At 74.5% G+C, this 19,209-nt stretch carries 16 protein-coding genes; 10 read left to right on the top strand and 6 right to left on the bottom strand.

Features of this window, described 5'->3' with window-relative positions; genetic code table 11:
* On the top strand, window positions 1–2,727 hold the full coding sequence (gene aceE / locus AMK13_RS25300) for a pyruvate dehydrogenase (acetyl-transferring), homodimeric type (RefSeq protein ID WP_074004200.1): 2,727 nt from the start codon (window positions 1–3) through the stop codon (window positions 2,725–2,727).
* A 193-nt stretch (window positions 2,728–2,920) separates the two neighbouring features.
* Window positions 2,921–3,706: an enoyl-CoA hydratase gene (locus AMK13_RS25295; RefSeq protein WP_074004199.1), complete on the top strand. Its 786-nt coding sequence runs from the start codon at window positions 2,921–2,923 to the stop codon at window positions 3,704–3,706.
* A gap of 106 nt (window positions 3,707–3,812) precedes the next feature.
* On the opposite strand, the gene AMK13_RS25290 is transcribed toward AMK13_RS25295, so the two are convergent.
* Window positions 3,813–5,678 carry an NAD-binding protein gene (locus AMK13_RS25290; protein ID WP_074004198.1) on the bottom strand — a complete coding sequence of 622 codons (1,866 nt, stop codon included), beginning with the start codon at window positions 5,676–5,678 and terminating at the stop codon, window positions 3,813–3,815.
* A 173-nt stretch (window positions 5,679–5,851) separates the two neighbouring features.
* Here AMK13_RS25290 and AMK13_RS25285 point away from each other — a divergent pair, with 173 nt between their 5' ends.
* Window positions 5,852–6,451 carry an HdeD family acid-resistance protein gene (locus tag AMK13_RS25285; protein WP_049652737.1) on the top strand — a complete coding sequence of 200 codons (600 nt, stop codon included), beginning with the start codon at window positions 5,852–5,854 and terminating at the stop codon, window positions 6,449–6,451.
* Between the two features lie 67 nt (window positions 6,452–6,518).
* Here AMK13_RS25285 and AMK13_RS25280 read toward each other — a convergent pair whose 3' ends face one another.
* The 3 genes from AMK13_RS25280 to AMK13_RS25270 are packed head-to-tail and all read right to left on the bottom strand — an operon-like array spanning window position 6,519 to window position 9,328.
* A complete protein-coding gene (locus AMK13_RS25280) occupies window positions 6,519–7,154 on the bottom strand; it encodes a DUF6461 domain-containing protein (protein ID WP_074004197.1) in 636 nt (211 codons plus the stop codon).
* Between the two features lie 46 nt (window positions 7,155–7,200).
* Window positions 7,201–8,676: a CoA transferase gene (locus tag AMK13_RS25275; RefSeq protein ID WP_079272430.1), complete on the bottom strand. Its 1,476-nt coding sequence runs from the start codon at window positions 8,674–8,676 to the stop codon at window positions 7,201–7,203.
* Window positions 8,677–8,698: 22 nt separating this feature from the next.
* Window positions 8,699–9,328: a LysE family translocator gene (locus tag AMK13_RS25270; protein ID WP_074004196.1), complete on the bottom strand. Its 630-nt coding sequence runs from the start codon at window positions 9,326–9,328 to the stop codon at window positions 8,699–8,701.
* 228 nt (window positions 9,329–9,556) lie between these two features.
* Between AMK13_RS25270 and AMK13_RS25265 the strand changes: the two genes are divergently transcribed.
* Both AMK13_RS25265 and AMK13_RS25260 read left to right on the top strand, forming a co-directional pair.
* A complete protein-coding gene (locus AMK13_RS25265) occupies window positions 9,557–10,015 on the top strand; it encodes an Lrp/AsnC family transcriptional regulator (RefSeq protein WP_049652743.1) in 459 nt (152 codons plus the stop codon).
* Between the two features lie 58 nt (window positions 10,016–10,073).
* Window positions 10,074–10,781: an N-acyl homoserine lactonase family protein gene (locus tag AMK13_RS25260; RefSeq protein WP_074004195.1), complete on the top strand. Its 708-nt coding sequence runs from the start codon at window positions 10,074–10,076 to the stop codon at window positions 10,779–10,781.
* Between the two features lie 109 nt (window positions 10,782–10,890).
* On the opposite strand, the gene AMK13_RS25255 is transcribed toward AMK13_RS25260, so the two are convergent.
* Window positions 10,891–12,120, bottom strand: a complete 1,230-nt coding sequence (locus tag AMK13_RS25255) for a cytochrome P450 (RefSeq protein WP_074004426.1) — start codon at window positions 12,118–12,120, stop codon at window positions 10,891–10,893.
* Window positions 12,121–12,914: 794 nt separating this feature from the next.
* Here AMK13_RS25255 and AMK13_RS25250 point away from each other — a divergent pair.
* Window positions 12,915–13,832, top strand: coding sequence for a hypothetical protein (locus AMK13_RS25250; protein ID WP_074004194.1), 918 nt, complete (start codon window positions 12,915–12,917; stop codon window positions 13,830–13,832).
* A 327-nt stretch (window positions 13,833–14,159) separates the two neighbouring features.
* Here AMK13_RS25250 and AMK13_RS45165 read toward each other — a convergent pair whose 3' ends face one another.
* Window positions 14,160–14,426, bottom strand: a complete 267-nt coding sequence (locus tag AMK13_RS45165) for a zf-HC2 domain-containing protein (protein ID WP_074004193.1) — start codon at window positions 14,424–14,426, stop codon at window positions 14,160–14,162.
* Between the two features lie 16 nt (window positions 14,427–14,442).
* On the opposite strand from AMK13_RS45165, the gene AMK13_RS25240 reads away from it, so the two are divergent.
* From AMK13_RS25240 to AMK13_RS25225, 4 genes are all read left to right on the top strand, one after another.
* The gene (locus tag AMK13_RS25240) at window positions 14,443–15,045 is read left to right on the top strand and encodes a sigma-70 family RNA polymerase sigma factor (RefSeq protein WP_074004192.1); all 603 of its coding nucleotides are present in this window, start codon (window positions 14,443–14,445) and stop codon (window positions 15,043–15,045) included.
* A gap of 259 nt (window positions 15,046–15,304) precedes the next feature.
* Window positions 15,305–16,678 carry an MFS transporter gene (locus tag AMK13_RS25235; RefSeq protein ID WP_074004191.1) on the top strand — a complete coding sequence of 458 codons (1,374 nt, stop codon included), beginning with the start codon at window positions 15,305–15,307 and terminating at the stop codon, window positions 16,676–16,678.
* A 93-nt stretch (window positions 16,679–16,771) separates the two neighbouring features.
* Window positions 16,772–18,103, top strand: coding sequence for a cytochrome P450 family protein (locus AMK13_RS25230; protein WP_074004190.1), 1,332 nt, complete (start codon window positions 16,772–16,774; stop codon window positions 18,101–18,103).
* 94 nt (window positions 18,104–18,197) lie between these two features.
* Window positions 18,198–19,202, top strand: a complete 1,005-nt coding sequence (locus tag AMK13_RS25225; RefSeq protein WP_079272428.1) for an L-tyrosine/L-tryptophan isonitrile synthase family protein — start codon at window positions 18,198–18,200, stop codon at window positions 19,200–19,202.
* Window positions 19,203–19,209 lie beyond the last annotated feature (7 nt).

The raw sequence follows: 19,209 nt of genomic DNA, 5'->3' as shown, positions 1-19,209 counted from the left end.
GTGTCCCAGCTCGACCAGCTTCCCGACCACGACCCCGAGGAGATCGCGGAGTGGCGCGCGTCCCTCGACGCCGCCCGCGACTTCGGCGGACCGAACCGCGCCGCCCACCTGCTGCGCCGCCTCGTCGAGCACGCCGAGCTGCAGCGGCTCGACGTCCCTCCGCTGCTGGACACCCCGTACGTCAACACCATCCCCACCGCCGCCGAACCGGAGTTCCCCGGCGACGAGGAGATGGAGCGCCGGATCACCGCCTGGAACCGCTGGAACGCCGCCGCCATGGTGACCAGGGGCAACCACCGCGGCGGCCTGGGCGGGCACATGGCCACCTACGCCTCCGCCGCCTGGCTGTACGAGGTCGGCTTCCAGCACTTCTTCCGCGGCAAGGAGGCCGACGGCTCCGGCGACCAGCTGTACGTGCAGGGCCACGCCGCCCCCGGCGTCTACGCCCGCGCGTTCCTGGAGGGCCGGGTCTCCGAGGCCCAGCTGGACCGCTTCCGCCAGGAGGCCGGCGGCGACGGCCTGCCCTCCTACCCGCACCCGCGCCGGCTGCCCTGGTTCTGGGAGTTCCCGACCGTCTCGATGGGCCTCGGGCCGCTCTCGGCGATCCACCAGGCCCGGTTCAACCGCTACCTGACCGCGCGCGGTATCAAGGACACCTCCGGCTCGCACGTGTGGGCCTTCCTCGGCGACGGCGAGATGGACGAGCCCGAGTCCACCGCCGCGCTCGCGCTGGCCGCCCGGGAGGGCCTGGACAACCTCACCTTCGTCGTCAACTGCAACCTGCAGCGCCTGGACGGGCCGGTGCGCGGCAACGGCAAGATCGTGCAGGAGCTGGAGCGCCGCTTCCGCGCGGCCGGGTGGAACGTGGTCAAGTCGCTGTGGGGCGAGGCCTGGGACGAGCTGCTGGCCCGCGACACCACGGGCGCACTGGTCCGCCGGCTCGGCGAGGTGCCGGACGGGCAGTTCCAGACCTACGCCGCCTCGGACGCCGGGTACGTCCGCGAGCACCTCTTCCACAGCTCGCCCGAACTGCGGGCGCTCGCCGACACCGTGGACGACCGGCGGCTGATCGAGACGGTCGCCACCTCCCGGGGCGGCCACGAGCCGCGCAAGGTGTACGCGGCCTACCGCGCGGCGCTGGAACACCGGGGCGCGCCCACCGTGGTGCTGGTGCAGACCGTCAAGGGCTGGACGCTCGGCCCCGGCTTCGAGTCCCGCAACGCCAACCACCAGATGAAGAAGCTCTCCGGAGCCGAGTTCCGGGCCATGCGCGACCTGCTCGAACTCCCCATTCCGGACGCCGCGTTGAACGACCCTCTGCCCCCGTACGCGCACCCCGGCCCGGACTCGCCGGAGGCCCGCTACCTGCGCGAGCGCCGCGCCGCACTGGGCGGGCCGGCGCCCGCCCGCCGGGTGCGCTTCACACCGCTGCCCACCCCGCCCGCGAAGCCCTTCGAGACGCTGTTCAAGGGCTCCGGCAACCAGGAGATCGCCACCACCATGGCCTTCGTCCGGCTGGTCAAGGACCTGCTGCGGGACAAGGCGACCGGCCACCGCTGGGTGCCGATCGTCCCGGACGAGGCGCGCACCTTCGGCATGGAGTCGCTCTTCCCGACCGCCGGGATCTACTCCCCGCTCGGGCAGACCTACGACCCGGTCGACCGCGACCAGCTGCTCCACTACAAGGAGTCGACGACCGGCCAGATCCTCAACGAGGGCATCACCGAAGCCGGTTCGATGGCCTCGCTGACCGCCGCCGCGACCTCGTACGCGACCCACGGCGAGCCGGTCGTCCCGTTCTACATCTTCTACTCGATGTTCGGCTGGCAGCGCACCGCCGACCAGATGTGGGCGATGGCCGACCAGTTGGGCCGCGGCTTCCTGGTCGGCGCCACCGCCGGCCGCACCACCATGACCGGCGAGGGCCTCCAACACGCCGACGGCCACTCCCAGTTGATCGCCTCCACCAACCCGGCCGCGCTCTCCTACGACCCGGCGTTCGGCTACGAGGTGGCCATGATCATCCGCGAGGGCCTGCGCCGGATGTATGGCGGCAGCGAGCAACACCCCCACGGCGAGGACGTGTTCTACTACCTCACCGTCTACAACGAGCCGCTGGTGCAGCCCGCGCTCCCGGACGGCGAGGAGGTCGTGGACGGCATCCTGCGCGGCCTCTACCGCTACCGTACGGCGGACGCCGCCGCGTCGTCCGCCACCCCGGCCGTCGACCTGCCCGCCGACCCGCCGCGGCTCCAACTGCTCGCCTCCGGCACCGCCGTGCAGTGGGCCCTGACGGCGCAGCGGCTGCTCGGCGAGGAGTGGGGCGTGGCGGCCGACGTCTGGTCCGCACCCTCCTGGACGGAGCTGCGCCGCGAGGCGCTGGACTGCGACGCGGCCAACCTGGCGCAGGCCGCGGCCGGTACCGGCGCGGCGGCCCGCGTCCCGTACGTGACCAGGGCGCTGGCCGGGGCGCCCGGGCCGGTGCTGGCGGTCAGCGACTGGATGCGCGCGGTGCCGGACCAGATCCGCCCGTGGGTGGAGCAGGACTGGACCTCGCTGGGCACCGACGGCTTCGGCCTCTCGGACAGCCGGGCGGCGGCGCGGCGGCACTTCGGGGTGGACGCCGAGTCGGTGACGGTCGCGGCGCTGGCCGCGCTGGCCCGCCGCGGCGAGGTGAAGGCGGAGACCGTACGGCAGGCGGCGGAGCGCTACGGCGTCCGCTTCTGACCGGCCCGGCGTCCGTCCGGCCGTCGCTCCGTCCCGCCGCCGCCTCCGTCCCGTCGCCCGTGCCGCCGCCTCCGTCCCCTGGTGACCGGCGTCTCGCATACCAAGACTGGCGCGAGGCGGGGCACGTCGTAGATCGTTGGGTGGTCAGGGCGCTCCCACGGGCGCCGAGCAGCGGAAATGGGAGTCGACGGCGATGACCGAGACCGAGACCTACGAGACGATCCTGGTCGAGCGCAAGGGCCGGGTGGGGCTGATCACGCTCAACCGGCCCAAGGCGCTCAACGCGCTGAACACCCAGCTGATGAACGAGGTGGTCGCCGCCGCGACCGCCTTCGACCGGGACCCGGAGATCGGCTGTCTGGTGATCACCGGCTCGGAGAAGGCCTTCGCGGCCGGCGCCGACATCAAGGAGATGCAGGGCAACCGGTTCCCGGACGTCTACCTGGACGACTGGCTGGGCCCGTGGGACCGGCTCGGCGCCCTGCGCAAGCCGGTGATCGCGGCGGTCGCCGGGTTCGCGCTGGGCGGCGGCTGCGAGCTGGCCATGCTGTGCGACGTCCTGCTGGCGGCGGACACCGCGAAGTTCGGGCAGCCGGAGATCAAGCTCGGCGTCATCCCGGGCATCGGCGGCTCGCAGCGGCTGACCCGGGCGGTCGGCAAGGCGAAGGCCATGGAGCTGTGCCTGACCGGTCGGATGATGGGCGCCGAGGAGGCCGAGCGGGCCGGACTGGTCTCCCGGATCGTCCCCGCCGACCAGCTGCTGTCCGAGGCGCTGGCCACCGCCGAGACGATCGCGGCGATGTCCGCCCCGGCCGCGATCATGATGAAGGAGAGCGTCAACCGCGCCTTCGAGACGACGCTCGCCGAGGGCGTCCGCTTCGAGCGCCGGCTCTTCCACGCGGCCTTCGCCACGGCGGACCAGAAGGAGGGCATGACGGCCTTCGCCGAGAAGCGCCCGCCGGAGTTCCAGAACCGCTGACGGCCGAGGACGGCTGACAACTGACGGCCGACGGATAACAGCTGACAGATTTCAGATTTCAACATCTGAAATCTGTCAGCTGAACCCTGTCCGAGGACAGCCCCGCTCAGCCCTGCTCCTCCACCGCCACCGTGTTCAGCCGGGCGAGCCCGCTGCGGGTGGCGGCGACCACGATCTGGTCGCCCGGGGCGAGCCGCCGGGTGCGGTCGGGGAAGTTCCACTGCAGCTGTCCGCCGTGGGCGAAGCGCACCGCGATCACCCGGACGCCGCCCGGGTCCTCCAGGTCGTGCCGGTTCAGCCCGATCAGCCCGCTGCCGTCCTCCACCGTCAGCTCGGCGATCAGCAGCACGTGCCGGAGCACCGACAGCGTCCCGCGCACCTCGCGCCCCATCAGCGCCGCCGCGAAGGCGGGCGCGGCCAGGTAGGACACCGACCGGGAGGCCGCGTTGTCCAGCGTCTTGTAGAAGTGACTCGCGAAGTCGTCCTCGAACAGCCGCACCACCACCCGGACCTCGGGATTCCCGTGGCGCGCCTCCAGGGCCGCCTCCAGGTTGGTGGCGTCGTCCCCGCTGACCGCGACCAGCGCCCTGCTGTGCTTCAGCCGGGCCCGGCGCAGCTGCTGTTCGAACGGGCCGTCGCCCATCACCACCGGGATCCCCAGTGCCCGTACGGCGGCGATGCCGCGCGCCTGCGGGTCCCGCTCCATGCAGACCACCGGCACGCCCATGGTGTGCAGCTGGGTCGCGACCCGGGTGCCGACGTTGCCGAGGCCGACGACGATCACGTGGTCCCGGGTGCCCGCCCCGGGGTTGCGCGGCTGCCCGCGCCGCCCGGAGCCCAGCACCTCGACCGCGATCGCGGTGGCGACCGGCGCGAAGGTGATCCCGCAGATGGTGATCACCACCTGCGCGACCCGCTGCCAGAACCCGCCGGTGCCCGCCCCCGTCCCGGCGGCGACGTCGGAGAGCTGGTCCGGCTGGGCGGCGCCGGCCAGGTCGAGCAGCGCGATGTAGACGGTCCAGCCGAAGTTCCGGTTGAGGTACCAGAGCACGCCGAAGGCCAGCAGCACCGCCGCGAGGGCGGTGAGCAGCACCAGGCGCATCCGGGCACTGGTGAAGAAGCGCATGGTGTCGAGCAGCCGCCAGCGCAGCCGTCTCATCCAGTCGATCGGTTCCCGGGGCTCGATCCGCAGCACCTGGAGCGCCGCCCGGCCACCCGGCTCCCCCTCCCGGGCGGGGCCGGGCGAAGGCTCCGGACCGGCCGACGGCGCTGGTTCGGCCGACGGCGCCAGTTCGGGCCGTACGCCACCGGGGCGGATCGGCCCCTGGTCGCCGAACTCGGCGGCGAGCCGGACGAATTCGGCCGAGTCTCCCTGCTGCTCGGGCAGCAGCCGGATCCTGCCGAGGTCCTGCCGGTCGATCTGGTCGGCGACCACGCAGATCCGGTCGGAGGTGATGTCGTCGTCGAACGCGATGTGCAGGTAACGCCCTTCGATCTCCACCGAGTTGGGCCGCCCGAGCGCCGCGGAGGCGAAGGCCGGGGCGGCGGTGGCGGAGCCGGAGAGCGCGGCACCGTTCCTGAGCAGCCGTTCGATGTTCTCGCCGAGCCGCTGGTTGAACATCCGGAACACGATGCGGATGTCCGGGTTGTGGTTCTGCGCGCTGAGCGCGGCGTGGATGTTCTCCTGGTCGCTCCCCTCGACCAGGGCGAGGCCGCGCGCGGTGCCGATGGACACCGCGCGCAGCGCCTCCTCGGTGACGCTGGCGTACTCCACGACCGCCGCCACGCCGGAGAGTTGCTCGATCTGCGGCGCGTGGTCGCGGGTCCGGTCGGCGACCAGGACGACGACCGGCACCTCGTAGTGCTCGACGAGTTCCAGGACCAGTCGGTGTGCCAGCGCGTTGCCCCCGCAGACGATGTAGTGCTGGCTGATCGGCTCGACCGGAGGGGTCCCCCACCCTTCAGAAGTCATACCGACGGATGGTATCGACGGCAAGTGTCCGGAGGGTGACGTTCCGGCGACCGCGGCGAATCCCCCGAACGGCCGTATCCGACGCGCGGTCCGACCGTGGCGCGGAGAGGCTGGGGTTCGTTCCCTGCCCGTCAGCCGGCCGCCCCGGCGTCAGCCCCGAGGAGTACGCCACCGTGGCCCCTCCGATCATCACCCCCGACGGCACCCCGGTCCAGGGTCCGCTCGGACTGCTCGCCAAGGCCGCCTGGCAGGTCCTGCTGGTCGCCGGACTCGCCTCGCTCGCCCTCGGGATCGTGGTCTTCGCCTGGCCCCGGGAGACGCTCCTGGTGGTGGGTGTGCTGTTCGGCCTCTACCTGCTGGTGATCGGCATCGTGCAGCTGATCGCCGCGTTCGGCACCCACTCCACCACCGCGCTGCGGGTGCTGGCCTTCATCAGCGGCGCGATCTGCGTGCTGCTGGGACTGCTCTGCTTCCGCAGTGCGGTGCAGTCGCTGCTGCTGCTCGCGCTCTGGATCGGGATCGGCTGGCTGTTCCGCGGCATCACCCAGCTCGCCGCCGCGATCTCCGACCCGATGATGCCCGCCCGGGGCTGGCAGGCCTTCGCGGGCGTGGCCAACACCCTGGCCGGTGTGCTGCTGATGGTGTGGCCGGTCGGGTCGATCACCGCGCTGGCCGTACTGTCCGGGTGCTGGCTGGTGATCCTGGGCCTGGTCGAGATCGTGACGGCACTCCAGGTCCGCAGCCGGGCCAAGCAGATCCCGTCCGGGGTCTGACAACAGCCGTCCGGCACACCGAGGCCGCGTCCCGCCGGGGCTCGGCCTCAGCGCTGCGCGGAACGGCTCACGGACGCGGGGCGTAGCCGATCCGGAAGGTCGCGGCCTCCAGCCGTTCCGGGTCGAGCCGGACGTCGGTCAGCCGCTCGGCGAGCGCGAACGCGGCCTCGCCGCACCGGTCGTACGCCTCCGTCTCCAGCTCGAAGCCGCAGGCGGTCAGCAGCTCGGGGATGCCGGGCGCCTCGGCGTCCGTACCGTCCCGCTGGTCGGGGAAGAGCGGCTCGAAGTGCAGCCGCTGGATGCCGTGCTCCCACCAGTGGAAGTGGTCGGCCCCCAGGGCGTTGCGGTAGTGCGAGACCAGCCGGGTGCCCTCGGCGAGCCGGAGGATCTCCGCGTCCAGGGTGCCGAGGTAGCCGAAGGGCTCCACCGCGAGTGCCCAGCCGTCGAGTTCGGTGACGGCGACGAGCAGCCGGTCCTCGGCGGGGTCGAACAGCTCCCTGGCCTCGGCGTCGGCCCCGTTCGTGTAGGAGCTCCAGCGGGCCACCACCTCCTCCAGCCCGACGGCGCCCGTCCCCGGCAGGGCGTTGAAACGGCGCAGCAGTTCACCGGCCGCGAGCCCCTGCACCTGGGTGAGGCAGCAGGCCTCACCCAGGACGGGGTAGCGCCGGGTGAACCAGGTGTAGTCCGTGGCGTGTGCGGTCATGACGGCGATGCTGCCAGACGCCTCGGACAGCGTCCGCCCGAGGCCGTCAGAGCCAGACCGGCTCGTCCGTTCCCCAACGCCCCGGCGGGCGCGACCAGTCGGCGGGCGCCCCCTCGTACCCGATCGGCGGCAGGGCGTGGCGCAGCCGCCCGTACGGGGAGTCGACCTCGGCCAGCCGGCGGGCGGGGTCGTAGGGCTCGGACGGGCCTCCCCGCGGCGTCTCCGGTTCGATGCCGTGCAGCAGCCAGGAGGCCGTGCCGGCGAGGGAGAAGCGCAGGTGGCGGCCGCCGGGGCGGCGGGTGCGCTGGTCGGTGAGGGAGCGCAGCACGGCGGCGGCGACGAGGTAGCCGGTGCCGTGGTCGAGGGCCTGGGCGGGCAGCACGCCGGGGCGGCCGCCGGTGGCGGATCCGGTCTCGGGGGCGGCCTCGTGGGCGGCGATGCCGACACCCGCCTGGACCAGGCTGTCGAAGCCGCGCCGCCCGGCCCAGGGGCCGGTCCAGCCCCAGGCGCAGAGCTGGGCGAGGATCAGGTCCGGGCGACGGGCGAACAGCGCGTCGGGGCCGAGGCCGTGGGCGTCGAGGGAGCCGGGGCGGTACGCGGAGACGACGACGTCCGCGGTGGCGAGCAGGCCGTCGAAGACGGCGCGGTCGGCGGGCTCGGCGAGGTCGAGGCGGGTGGAGCGCTTGCCGAAGCCGGTGTCGGCGTGGGCGTCGTCGGCCTCGGGCAGCCGGGGCGAGTCGACCCGCAGGACGTCGGCGCCGAGCAGGGCGAGGGTACGGGTGGCCACCGGTCCGGCGATCACCCGGCTGAGGTCGAGGACCCGGATCCCGGCGGCGGGCCGGTCCACCGGGGCCTGGCCGAGCGGGCGGACCGGCGCGGTTCCGGCGGCGGCGCCGACCTCCAGGTGCTCCACGAGGGGGTGCACGACGCTACTCACCGGCACGACGGCCACCGCGAGCGCTCCCGCCGCGTACGCACGCTCCTGGATCCGCTCGGCCGGCAGCCTGCCGAGCACCTCGGCGAGCTGCTCGGGCCCGGCGTCCGCGGCGAGGCCGAGGGCGGAGAGCAGCCGGGTCCGGTGGTGCGGGTAGTTGGCGTGGGTGCGCACCCAGCCGTCGGCGGTGCGCCAGAAGCCGGAGTGCGGGGCGAAGTTGACGGGCGCGCGGCCGTCGACCGTCAGGTGCCGCTCACTGACGAAGGCGGTGGCGACGGCCCCCTGGTCCACCCGGACGGCGGGGACGGACGCGGCCAGGGGCGCCGAGCCTCCGGCGCGGTGGGACGCGAGCTCGGCGGCGGCCAGCGAGCAGACCGCCACGGTGGCCCGGGCGAGCCGGCGCACCGGCAGCCCGGAGGGCAGGACGTCCTCCGGGCCGTGGAAGGTCACCCGCTCCAGCAGCTCGGGCGGTCCGCCGAGAGCCGCCCAGGCGTGGGCGGTCGGGCGGTCGACGGCTCCGGCAGCTGCCGCCGTTCCGGTGGTTCCAGTGGCCGCGGTGGTTCCTTCTGGCAACGGGCGCTCGGTCATGCCCGGCATTGTGCTCCCGTTCTCAGGCGCTCGCTGTGACGCCCGCCACCAGCATCAACAGCACCGCCGAGACCATGGTCATCCGGCGGGCCGCCTGCGGGGTGCCGCCGAACCGACCGCCGAGCCGCCCACTGGCGTACGCGACCAGCCCGTACACCACCGCGCAGGCCAGCACGTTGAGCGAGCCGAGCGCGAGCACCTGGCCGCCGACCGGCAGGGCGGCGTCCGGGTCGACGAACTGCGGCACCAGGGACAGGTAGAGCAGCAGGCCCTTGGGGTTGAGCAGCGCGGTCAGCATGCTCTGGCGCAGCACCGTCGCGGTGGGCTGCGGCTTGGGCGCGGCGAGGGCGGCGGCGCCCCCGCTCTTGCGCAGCGCCAGCAGCATCATGACGGCCAGCACCAGCAGGTACGCGGCGCCGGTGAGGCGCAGCACGGGCAGGGCGGCCGGGACGGCGCGCAGCGCGGCGGCCAGTCCGGCGCTGGAGAGCAGCGTGTGGACGGCGTACCCGGCGCAGACCCCGCCGACCGCGATCAGCGCGGCACGGCGTCCCTGACCGAGGCCGCGGGCGGCGATGTAGAGCCAGTCGGGGCCCGGGGTGCAGACCAGCAGGAGGTCGACTCCGAGGAAGAGGAGGAGGGCGTGGGTGTCCATGGGTGTGGGCGTGGCCTGTCGTGCTCGTCGCGGTGTGGGCCCGGCGGATCGGCCAGGGGTCGTTCCGGCGGGTCGGCCGGAGGTTGTTCCAGCGGCCTGCCGGGGTGCCCCGGGGATCTGCCGGAGTGCCCCGGCAGCGGGTTCGGTCACTGAAGGTAGCCGGATCGGGCTGGCACGCGATGGCGACTTCGCGCTGGTCGGAGCGGCGTTTTGGCAGAATGTTGCGCCATGGACCGAATCGACCGCAGAATCCTCCGCGAGCTCCAGCAGGACGGGCGCCTGACCAACGCCGAGCTGGCCTCCCGGGTGGACCTCACCCCGTCCCCCTGCCTGCGCCGGGTGCGTCAACTGGAGCAGGACGGTGTGATCCGCGGCTACCGGGCGGTGCTGGACGGAGCGGCGGTCGGACGCGGGTTCCAGCCCTTCGTGACGATCACCATGCGTCACGAGGACCAGGTGACGGTCGCCGAGTTCGAGCGCCGGGTGGCCGAGCTGCCGGAGGTGGTGGAGGCCCACCGGCTGTTCGGCGAGCCCGACTACCTGCTGCGGATCGCGGTGGCCGACATCGCCGCGTACGAACGCTTCATCACCGACGTGCTCTCCGGCCTGCCGGGCATCGCGCAGGTCAACTCGCACCTGACGATGAAGCAGGTGAAGGCCGACCGGGGGCTGCCGGTCGGCGGGTAGGGTGCGAACGGGGGGCCCGCGCGGCCGCCCGTACGGGGGCAGAGCGACGCACTGCGACATGGGGGCTGAATTGCACGTGATCCGCCGTCTCGACCTGGGGTACTTCGTCCGACCGGCCACCGAAGTGGGCGGCCCGGAGCCGCGCGTGGAACCGGTGCTCGCGTACCTGGTCCGGCGTCCGGAGGGACTGCTGCTGTTCGACACCGGGATCGGTGGCGGCGAACCGGAGACCGAGGCGCACTACCGCCCGGTCCGCCGCCCGCTGCCGGAGGCGCTCGCGGCGGCCGGGGTCGCCGTCGCCGACATCGACCTGGTGGTCAACTGCCACCTCCACTTCGACCACTGCGGCGGCAACCCGCTGTTCGCCGGCACGCCCGTCCTGGTCCAGGCCGAGGAGCTGGCCACCGCCCGGCGCGGCGGGTACACCATCGACGCGCTGGTCGACTTCCCCGGCGCCGAGTACCGCGAACTCGACGGGGAGGCCGAGGTCTGGCCGGGCGTCCGGGTGCTGCCCACCCCCGGCCACACCGGGGGCCACCAGTCGCTGCTGGTGGACCGCCCGGGCGGCGGGCCGGTCCTGCTGGCCGGGCAGGCCTACGACTTCGCCTCCGAGTACGGGCAGGCGGTGCTCGCCCGGCGGGCGGTGCGCGAGGGCGTGGCCCCGCCGCTGCCCGGGTACCGGGCCTGGCTCGACCGGGTGGCCGATCACGGGCCGCACCGGGTGCTGTTCGCGCACGACAACGCGGTCTGGGAGCCGGCCGAGTAGCCGCCGGAGCCCCGGCCGTCCGGAGGGGACCGGTCGCTCAGGAGGTCCGGGACCTCCGGCGCGCTCAGGGTGGCCGGGGCGGCCGGGGCGGCCGGGGCGCTCAGGAGGCTCAGAAGGTGAAGCGCAGCGAGCGGACCCGGTGGTCGAAGCTGGACGGGACGAGCTGCGGCTCGCCGACCGACCGCGCCTCGGGAAGGCGGGTGAACAGCTCGCGGAACAGCGTCGTCATCTCCTGCCGGGCCAGGTGCGCGCCGAGGCAGTAGTGCGGACCGCCGCCGCCGAAGCCGAGGTGGGCGTTGGGCGTGCGGGTGATGTCGAAGACGTCGGGGTCGGGGAAGACCTCCTCGTCGCGGTTGGCCGAGCCGTAGAACAGCGCGACCTTCTCCCCCGCGCGCAGGAGCGGGCCGCCGGAGCCGCCCAGCTCGTGGTCGACGGCGAGGGTCCGGTTGAACTGGATGATCGGCGTGGCGTGGCGGACCATCTCGTCCACCGCGCCGCCGAGCCGTCCGTCGAGGTCCTCGAGCAGCAGGGCGCGCTGCTCGGGGTGGACGGTCAGCAGGTGCAGGCCGTGGGCCAGCGCGTTGCGGGTGGTCTCGACCCCGGCGACCAGCAGCAGGCTGAAGAAGGCGCCCAGCTCGCGTCCGGTGAGCCGGCGGCCGTCCACGTCGGCGGTGACCAGCGCGGAGATCAGGTCCTCCTCCGGCCGGCGACGGCGACGGCGGCCGATCCCGGCGACGATGCCCTGCATCCGGGCGAGCGCCCGCAGCCCGCGCCCCGGCACCCGCAGCCGGCGGCGCAGCGGCCGGGCCACACCGATGTCCTCGGAGGTGCGGTTGACCAGGTCGAGGATGGTGCGGCGCGGCCGCTCCGGGATGCCCATCATGGTGCAGATCACCTGGAACGGGAGTTCGGCGGCGACCGCGGTCACGAAGTCCTCCGGCCGCTCCCGCTCGATCCGGTCGACCAGCTCGGTGCTGATCCGCCGGACGTCCTCCTCGACCCGGTCGAGCAGCCGCGGGGTGAACGCCCGCGAGACGATCCGGCGCAGCTGGGCGTGGCGGGGGTCGTCCAGGTTCACCATCGAGTCGCCGAACAGCAGCCGGACCCAGCGGGCCGGGACGGGGGTGGTCACACCGGGGCCGCTGAGGAAGACGGCGGGGGTGCGGCTGGCCTCGACCACGTCGGCGTGACGGACCAGGGCGTGGAAGCCGCGACCGGTGGCGCGGTCGCCGAAGAACACCGGACCGGGGCGGCGGCGCAGCTCGGCGAAGGCGGCGGCGCGGTCGGGGGCGGGCAGCTGCCAGAAGCCGGGGTCCGCGAGGTCGACGGACGCGGGCAGGGCGGCGGGCTCGGTCGGCTTCGCGGGCTCGGCCGGGGTGGCGGCCTCGGCCGACTCCGCTGCTTCAGCCGGGGTGGCGGGGTCAGCCTCGTCGGCGGGCTCGGTGGATCCGGGTGGGTCGGCCTGCTCTGCGGCCTCGGCCGGTTCAGCGGTTCCGGCCGCCTCCGCGGCTTCGGTCGGCTCTTCGGCTTCGGCCCGCTCCGCGGCTTCGGCTGGTCCGGCGACGTCGGCCGACTCGGCGGCTTCGGCCGGTCCGGCAGCTTCCTCAGCCTTGGCCGACTCCTCTGCTTCATCCGGCTCGACGGCTTCGGCCGGTTCGACAGCTCCGGCCTGCTCGACAGCTCCGGCCGGGGCGGCGGCTTCGGCCGGGGCGGCGGCTTCGGCCTGCTCGCCGAGTTCCTCGGCTTCGACTTCAACCACGGCCGTCGCCTGTTTCCGGCCTGTCGCCTGCTGCGGGACGGTCGGCTCCGTGGGGGCAGCGGACTTGGCATTGTCGGCAATGGGCGCCGAGGTATCCGTCGGGGTCTCCAAGGCCGGACCTCCCTGCTTCTGAACAGCGTCGTCCCGATACGCACCGTACGGGGTGGTGCACATTAAGTGAGCAATGGGGTACGTGCTGTCAAACCGCCCCGATGGTCCTACGAGCCGTTGTTCGGTTCGTCGCGTCGGGTCGGCGGACCGAACCGGGTGGTGATCCGGCGGGCTCCGGGGGCCGGCGGCCGGGCATGGTCTCACGGCACAGAACCGGCCATGACCGGAGGGTGCGCTACGGGCCGGGCAGGGCGGGTGCGACGATGAGTGCCATCGTGATGACCGACCGGATCCGCCTGCTGCGCGCCGTGGTCTTCGCCGCGCTGTGCGTGGCGATGGCCGCCACCGCGCACGTCGCCATGGCCGGATCCGGAGTCTCTCCGACGGTGCTGGCCGGCGGGTTCGGGGCGGTCCTCGGGCTGACCTGGCTGCTCGCCGGGAAGCGGCGCGGACTCGGGGTGATCAGCCTCTGGATGGTCGTGGCGCAGACCGCGCTGCACCAGTTGTTCGAACAGGCCGCGGCGTTCTCCCGAGGGGGCGGCGGCCTCGGCCGGCTCGCCACCACGGACTGGGCCGCCCTCCTGCTCTGCAACCCCGACCGGGCGCCCGGCGGGCTCTCCCCGGTCGAACTGGCGCGGATGGCGGGCATCGACCCGGACGTCCCGCCGGCCACCGGCAGTCTGCGGCCGGCGGCCGGGACGCACCACGGGGGCTCGGGCGCGACCGCCGTGGACGCGGGCCTGCCCGGGATGACCGGGATGCCCGACGGACCGCACATGATGCCCGACGGCGCGTTGCACGGCGGCGGGTCGTACGGCACGGCGCAGGACCTGGTGAGCGCACCGGCGCAAGGACCGGCGCACGACATGGCGCACGGGATGTCCCACGGCATGTCACCGGGGATGGCCGCCGCCCACGTGCTCGCCGCGCTGGCGTGCGCGCTCCTGCTCTGGCGCGGCGACGCGGCGCTGGTCCGGCTCTTCGAGCTGCTCGGTGCGCTCGGCGCGGTGGTCGCGGGCGCGCTCCTGCTCCCGCTGCTGGCGCTGTTCGCGCGCCCCTTCGGCTACCGGGCCCCGGCACCGCCCCGCCCGGCCGACGACCGGGCCCGGCCGCCCCGGTCGGTGCTGCTGACGCATGCCGTGGTCCGGCGCGGGCCGCCGGCGTTCGCCCTCGCCTGCTGACGCGCCCGCCGCTGCTTCTCCCCGCCCGGCCACCTCCGGCCACCGGGACCCCGCGACGGGCAGGTCGCCCTGCCGTACGGCCGCGCCCCGCGCCGTCGTGCCGTCAGGGTGCGGGCCCGCGTCCGCCGTCCCGCCTCCCCAGGGCCGGCGTGCCGCGCGGCTGCCCATGGACGCCGACGGTGCCGCCCTGCGCGGTGCCGCTCCCCGCCTTCCCCTCGGGACCTTCCCATGCCTGACTTCGACGGCGCACCGGCTCCGGCCGGCGCCACCGTCCCGCCGTTCCCGCTCCCCCGGACGCGCCCGCCCCGCCGGGCACGCCCACCGCGCCTAGCGCTCGACGGACTGCGGTCCGTCCGGAGCACGGCCCTCGGGGCCGCCCTCGCCCAGCCGGGCCAGCAGCCGGGCCGACCACTCGGGCGAGGGCCCGTCGGTGGCGTCCGCCCGCACCCGGCCGTGCAGCTGCTCGGCCCTGGCCAGCCACTCCCGGCAGCCGGCGCAGCGCGCGACGTGCTTGTCCAGCCGGACCTCCGGCAGACCGCTCGGTTCGCCGTCGAGCCGGGCGGACAGAGCGGTACGGAACTGCGCGCATCTCATACGACCATCGTCCCGCATGGCCGTGTCGCCGGGACCGGCCGGACAGGGGGCCGCCGTGGATGACGAGCAGCTCACCGCACTGGCGCTGACCGCCCGCTCCGGACGGGCGGCCGACGTCGAGGCCTTCGTCCGGGCGACCCAGCGGGACGTCTGGCGCTTCGTCGCCCACCTGACCGACGTGCAGTCCGCCGACGACCTCGCACAGGAGACCTTCCTGCGCGCACTGCGCGGCCTGCCCGCGTTCGCGGGGCGCTCCTCCGCCCGCACCTGGCTGCTGTCGATCGCCCGACGGACGGTGATCGACCGGTACCGGATGGCCGCCGCCCGGCCGCGCTGCGCGGCCCTGCCGGACTGGCAGGAGGCGGCGGAGCGGCAGGGCGGCGCACCGACGGCCGGGTTCGAGGACGGCGTCGCGCTCGGCGACCTGCTCGACCGGGTGCCCGCCCAGCGGCGCGAGGCCTTCGTGCTGACGCAGGTGGTCGGCCTGAGCTACGCCGAGGCGGCCGAGGTCGCCGGCTGCCCCGTCGGGACCGTCCGCTCCCGGGTCGCCCGGGCGCGGGAGGAGCTGGTGGCACGCCTGCGCGCCGCCGAGGCCGGGGAGCTCGCGACCGCCTGCTGAGCGGCGGGCGGGCGGCGGGCAGCGGGCAGCGGCGGACAACTGACAGCGAACAGATAACAGATTTCGAAATCTGTTATCTGTTCGCTGAAAGCTGTCGTCTGTCATCTGTCCGTTGTCCGCCGCCAGCCGTCAGCTTCCGGCTATCGAGAAGAAATCCCCCAAGTGTTCGGAACCGGAGCCCCCTCGCCACCGACTGCTGTACCGGACCCCGCCGCCGAGGCGGCGTCCGGTACAGCAGCACGGGAGACGGAGGGACTTCATGACGGCGCAACCAACCCCGACCGCCTCATCTCTGACGGAGCGTCAGCAACCACCGGCGGACCGCTGGAGCCTGGTCGTCGCCGCCGGACTGCTGTCCTTCGTCGCCATGCTCGACATGAACGTGGTCAACCTCGCGCTCACCGACATCTCGGCCGGCCTGCACGTCTCCCCCGGGGTCGCCCAGTGGGCCGTCCTCGGGTACCAACTCCCGCTCGTCGCCCTGCTGTTGCCCGCCGGGCGCTGGCTGGACCAGGTCGGCACCCGCTCAGCCCTGCTGCTCGCGGTCGGCTGCTTCGCCCTGTGCAGCGTGCTGGCCGCCTGCGCCCCGTGGGCCGGTTGGCTGATCGCGGCCCGGCTGCTCCAAGGCGCCTTCGGGGCCGTGCTCTTCGTCCTGATGCCGGTACTCGCCGCGACCTCCGTCCGGCCCGAGCTGCGCGGCCGGGCGATGAGCGTGCCCGCGACGCTCGGTCCGCTCGGCGCCGTCACCGGGCCGGTGATCGGCGGTCTGCTGCTGGACCACCTGGGCTGGCGGGCGATCTTCCTGGTGAAGCTGCCGGTCTGCCTGGCCGCCGTGCTGATCGTGCGGCGCCACGCCCCGCGCCGCGGCGGACTGCGGCCGCCCGACCGGTCCTCACTCGGCGACGCCGCGCTGATCGGCGCCGCCGTGGCCGCCGTCCTGCTCGGGCTCACCCTGGCCCCGAAGTCCGCGCTGTGGCTGCTGCTCGTCCTGCCCGCCGTTCCGCTGGTGCTGCTCTGGCTGCGCCGCCCTGGCGGCCGACCGGTGGCCGAGGTGCTGCGGGCCGCCGGGACCGCCGGGGTCAACGCCTCCGTGCTGGCGCTCGCCGCCGGCTTCGCGGCCTGCCACTACCTGCTCGCCCAGCACCTGCGCGGCCCTCGGGGTGAGAGCGCCACCGCCACCGCGCTCACCATGCTGGCGTTCCCGCTCGGCATGGTGCTGGCCGGCCGGGTCGGCGGCCGGCTGGCCGACCGCTGGGGCGCCCGCCCGACCGCGCTCACCGGCGCCGCCGTCACCACCCTCGGCCTGGCCCTGCTCGTCCCGCTGGACACCGGCTGGTCCGCCCCCGAGATCGCCGCGCGGCTCGCCCTCGCCGGCGCCGGGATGGGCCTCAACGGCGGCCCCACCCAGGCCCTGGTGATGTCCGCCTCCCCACCCGGGAAGCTCGCCACCGCCGGCTCCGCCGTCCAACTCGCCCGTAGCCTCGGCTTCGCGCTCGGCCCGGCCCTCGCGACCGCCACCGCCCTGGCCGGGGCCCGCGACACCACCGGGACCCGGGCCGGAATCGCCCTGGCCGCCCTCGTCGCGGCCACCGCCGTCGCGCTGCTCGCCCTGCACCGCCGCCCCAGGCCCTGACCGCCCAACCCCGCACTGCACCGCACCGCGCCGCGCCGCACCCGCCCGAGCGCACCCCACCACCACCCCCTCCCCACCGAAGGACCGCTTCAGATGACCGACACGATCCCCGACCCGGCCGCCACCGACGACGCCCCGCGCTGCCCGTACGGGTACGACCGGCTGCCCTCCCCCGTCCCGCTGTACGGTCCGGAGTACAAGCGCGACCCGTACCCGCTCTACCAGCGGATGCGCGAGGCCGGGCCGGTGCACCGGGTGGAGTTCCCCAGCGGCATCCACGCCTGGCTGGTCACCGGCTACCGGGCCGCCCACGCGGCCCTCAACGACCCCCGTCTCGGGAAGAACCACAGCCTCGGCAACGACAACTGGCGCCGACTCGCGTCGATCATGCCCGAGCCCCAGCACTCGCAGCTCCAGGTCCACCTGCTCCACCAGGACCCGCCCAAGCACACCTCGATGCGCCGGCTCGTGCTCGACGCCTTCGCCCCGCGCCGGGTGGAGTCGCTGCGCCCCCGGTTCCAGGAGCTGGCCGATGCCCTGGTGGACGAGCTGCCGGAGTCCGGCGGCGCGGACCTGGTGGCCGGCTTCGCGGCCCACTACCCCTTCCGGGTGCTCGCCGAAGTCATCGGCCTGCCGCCCGAGTTGGCGGACCGCTTCGACCGGGACTGGGGCAAGGTGGTCCAGCCGGTCGGCCCGCAGGACCCCGGCCGCCCGGCGTACGAGGCCCGACTGCGCGGCCTCCAGACGTACATCGCCGACGTCGTCGCCCGTAAGCGCGCCGACTGCCGCGAACCCGGCTGGGCGGCACAGGAGGACCTGCTGGGCCGGCTCGTCGCCGCCCATGACGCGGGCGAGTTGAGCCGCGCGGAGCTGGACTCGATGGTGTTCCAGCTGCTGGTCGCCGGGCAGGAGCCGGTCACCAACCAGATCACCACCATGCTGGTCACCCTGCTGCGCCACCCCGAGCAGCTCGCCCGGCTGCGCGAGGGCGTCGACGAGCCCAGCCGTCTCGCCCGGGCGGTGGAGGAACTGCTGCGCCACGACGCCGCGTTCGAGCTCACCACCTGGCGGTTCTTCGCCGAGGACAGCGACCTGTTCGGCACCACCGTCCCGGCCGGCGACTCGGTGATCGTCTCGCTCTGCGCCGCCAACCGCGACGACGCGCAGTTCCCCGAGCCCGACCGCCTCGACCTCGACCGCACGCCCAACGCCCACCTGGCCTTCGGCCACGGCATCCACTACTGCCCCGGTGCCGCGCTGGCCCGGGCCGAACTCCAGGTCGCCCTCGCCACCCTGCTCACCCGGCTGCCCGGGCTGCGTCCGGCCGAGGCGCCCGGCGACGGCCTGGCGGACCTGGCCTGGGTCCCCGCCGTCCTGGCCCGCGGGGTGAACCGGCTGCCGGTCGCCTACGACCACCGCCGCTGACCCCCGGGCGCACCGCGCCCCGGCTCCGACCGTCCGGCTCCGACCGCCCGGAGCCCGAAACCCGTACCGCACCGCCTTTCGTGGAGGACCCACCATGCCGCCCGTCGGCACCGCCCCTGCCGTCATCACCCCCGACGCCCTCACCACTGCCACCAGCGCCCCCGACACCACCGCCCCCGACACCGGCACCACCGCCGCCGCCCTCGCCGCCCGCGTCCTCGGCCTGCTGCTGCCGCACCGCCGCGCCGCGGACCCGGAGTTCGACGCCCGCCCGGAGCACTTCCCGCTCCAGCTGGCGCAGTTGGCGGACTTCATCGCCGCCGGCGAACCGATCGTCCTGACCCTGCCCGGCTTCCCCTGCAAGTCGCCGAACCCCGCGAAGGTGCTCGGCCACCTGCCCGACGAGGGCGAACGGCTGTCGCTGACCTTCCTCGACGGCCTGTGCGCCGAGATCGGCCGCCTGCACGCACCCGGTGCGCGCATCCTGATCTGCTCGGACGGGCACATCTTCGGCGACCTGATCAACGTCCCGGACGACCACATAGACGCCTACTCGGACGCCCTGACCGCCATGATCGCCCGCGAGGGCCTGGCCCACCTCGACACCTTCGACCTGCGGGCCGTCCTCGGCGACCTCCCGTACGACGAGAAGCGCGCCCGGGTGCACGCCCGGTACGCGCCGAGCGTCGAGGAGTTGCGCGAACAGGTGCTGACCGAGGAGGAGACCCTGCGGCTCTACCGGGGCATCACCCGCTTCCTCACCGAGGACACCGTCGGCTTCACCGGCACCCGCTCCGCCCTCCAGCGGGAGTGCCGCCGCCGCGCCTACGGCGTGATCCAGCGCAGCCGCGCCTGGGGCGAGTTGATCGCCGAGCACCACCCGCGCGCCGTCCGGCTCTCCATCCACCCGCAGCCGACCGGGGCATCCAAGTTCGGCATCCGACTGCTGGCGGCGGCCGACTGCTGGACCACCCCCTGGCACTCCTCCGTGCTCCACCGCGCCGACGGCCGGCGGGAGTTGCTGCGCAGCGACGAGGCCGCCCGGCTCGGCCGACTGGTCCTGCGGGACGGCCGGCCGAGCCACTACGAGTCCCGCTAGGCCGCGA

This window comes from Streptomyces sp. CB02056 (genome assembly GCF_001905545.1).
Classification (GTDB): domain Bacteria; phylum Actinomycetota; class Actinomycetes; order Streptomycetales; family Streptomycetaceae; genus Kitasatospora.
This window is presented reverse-complemented; position numbering and strand designations above follow the sequence as displayed.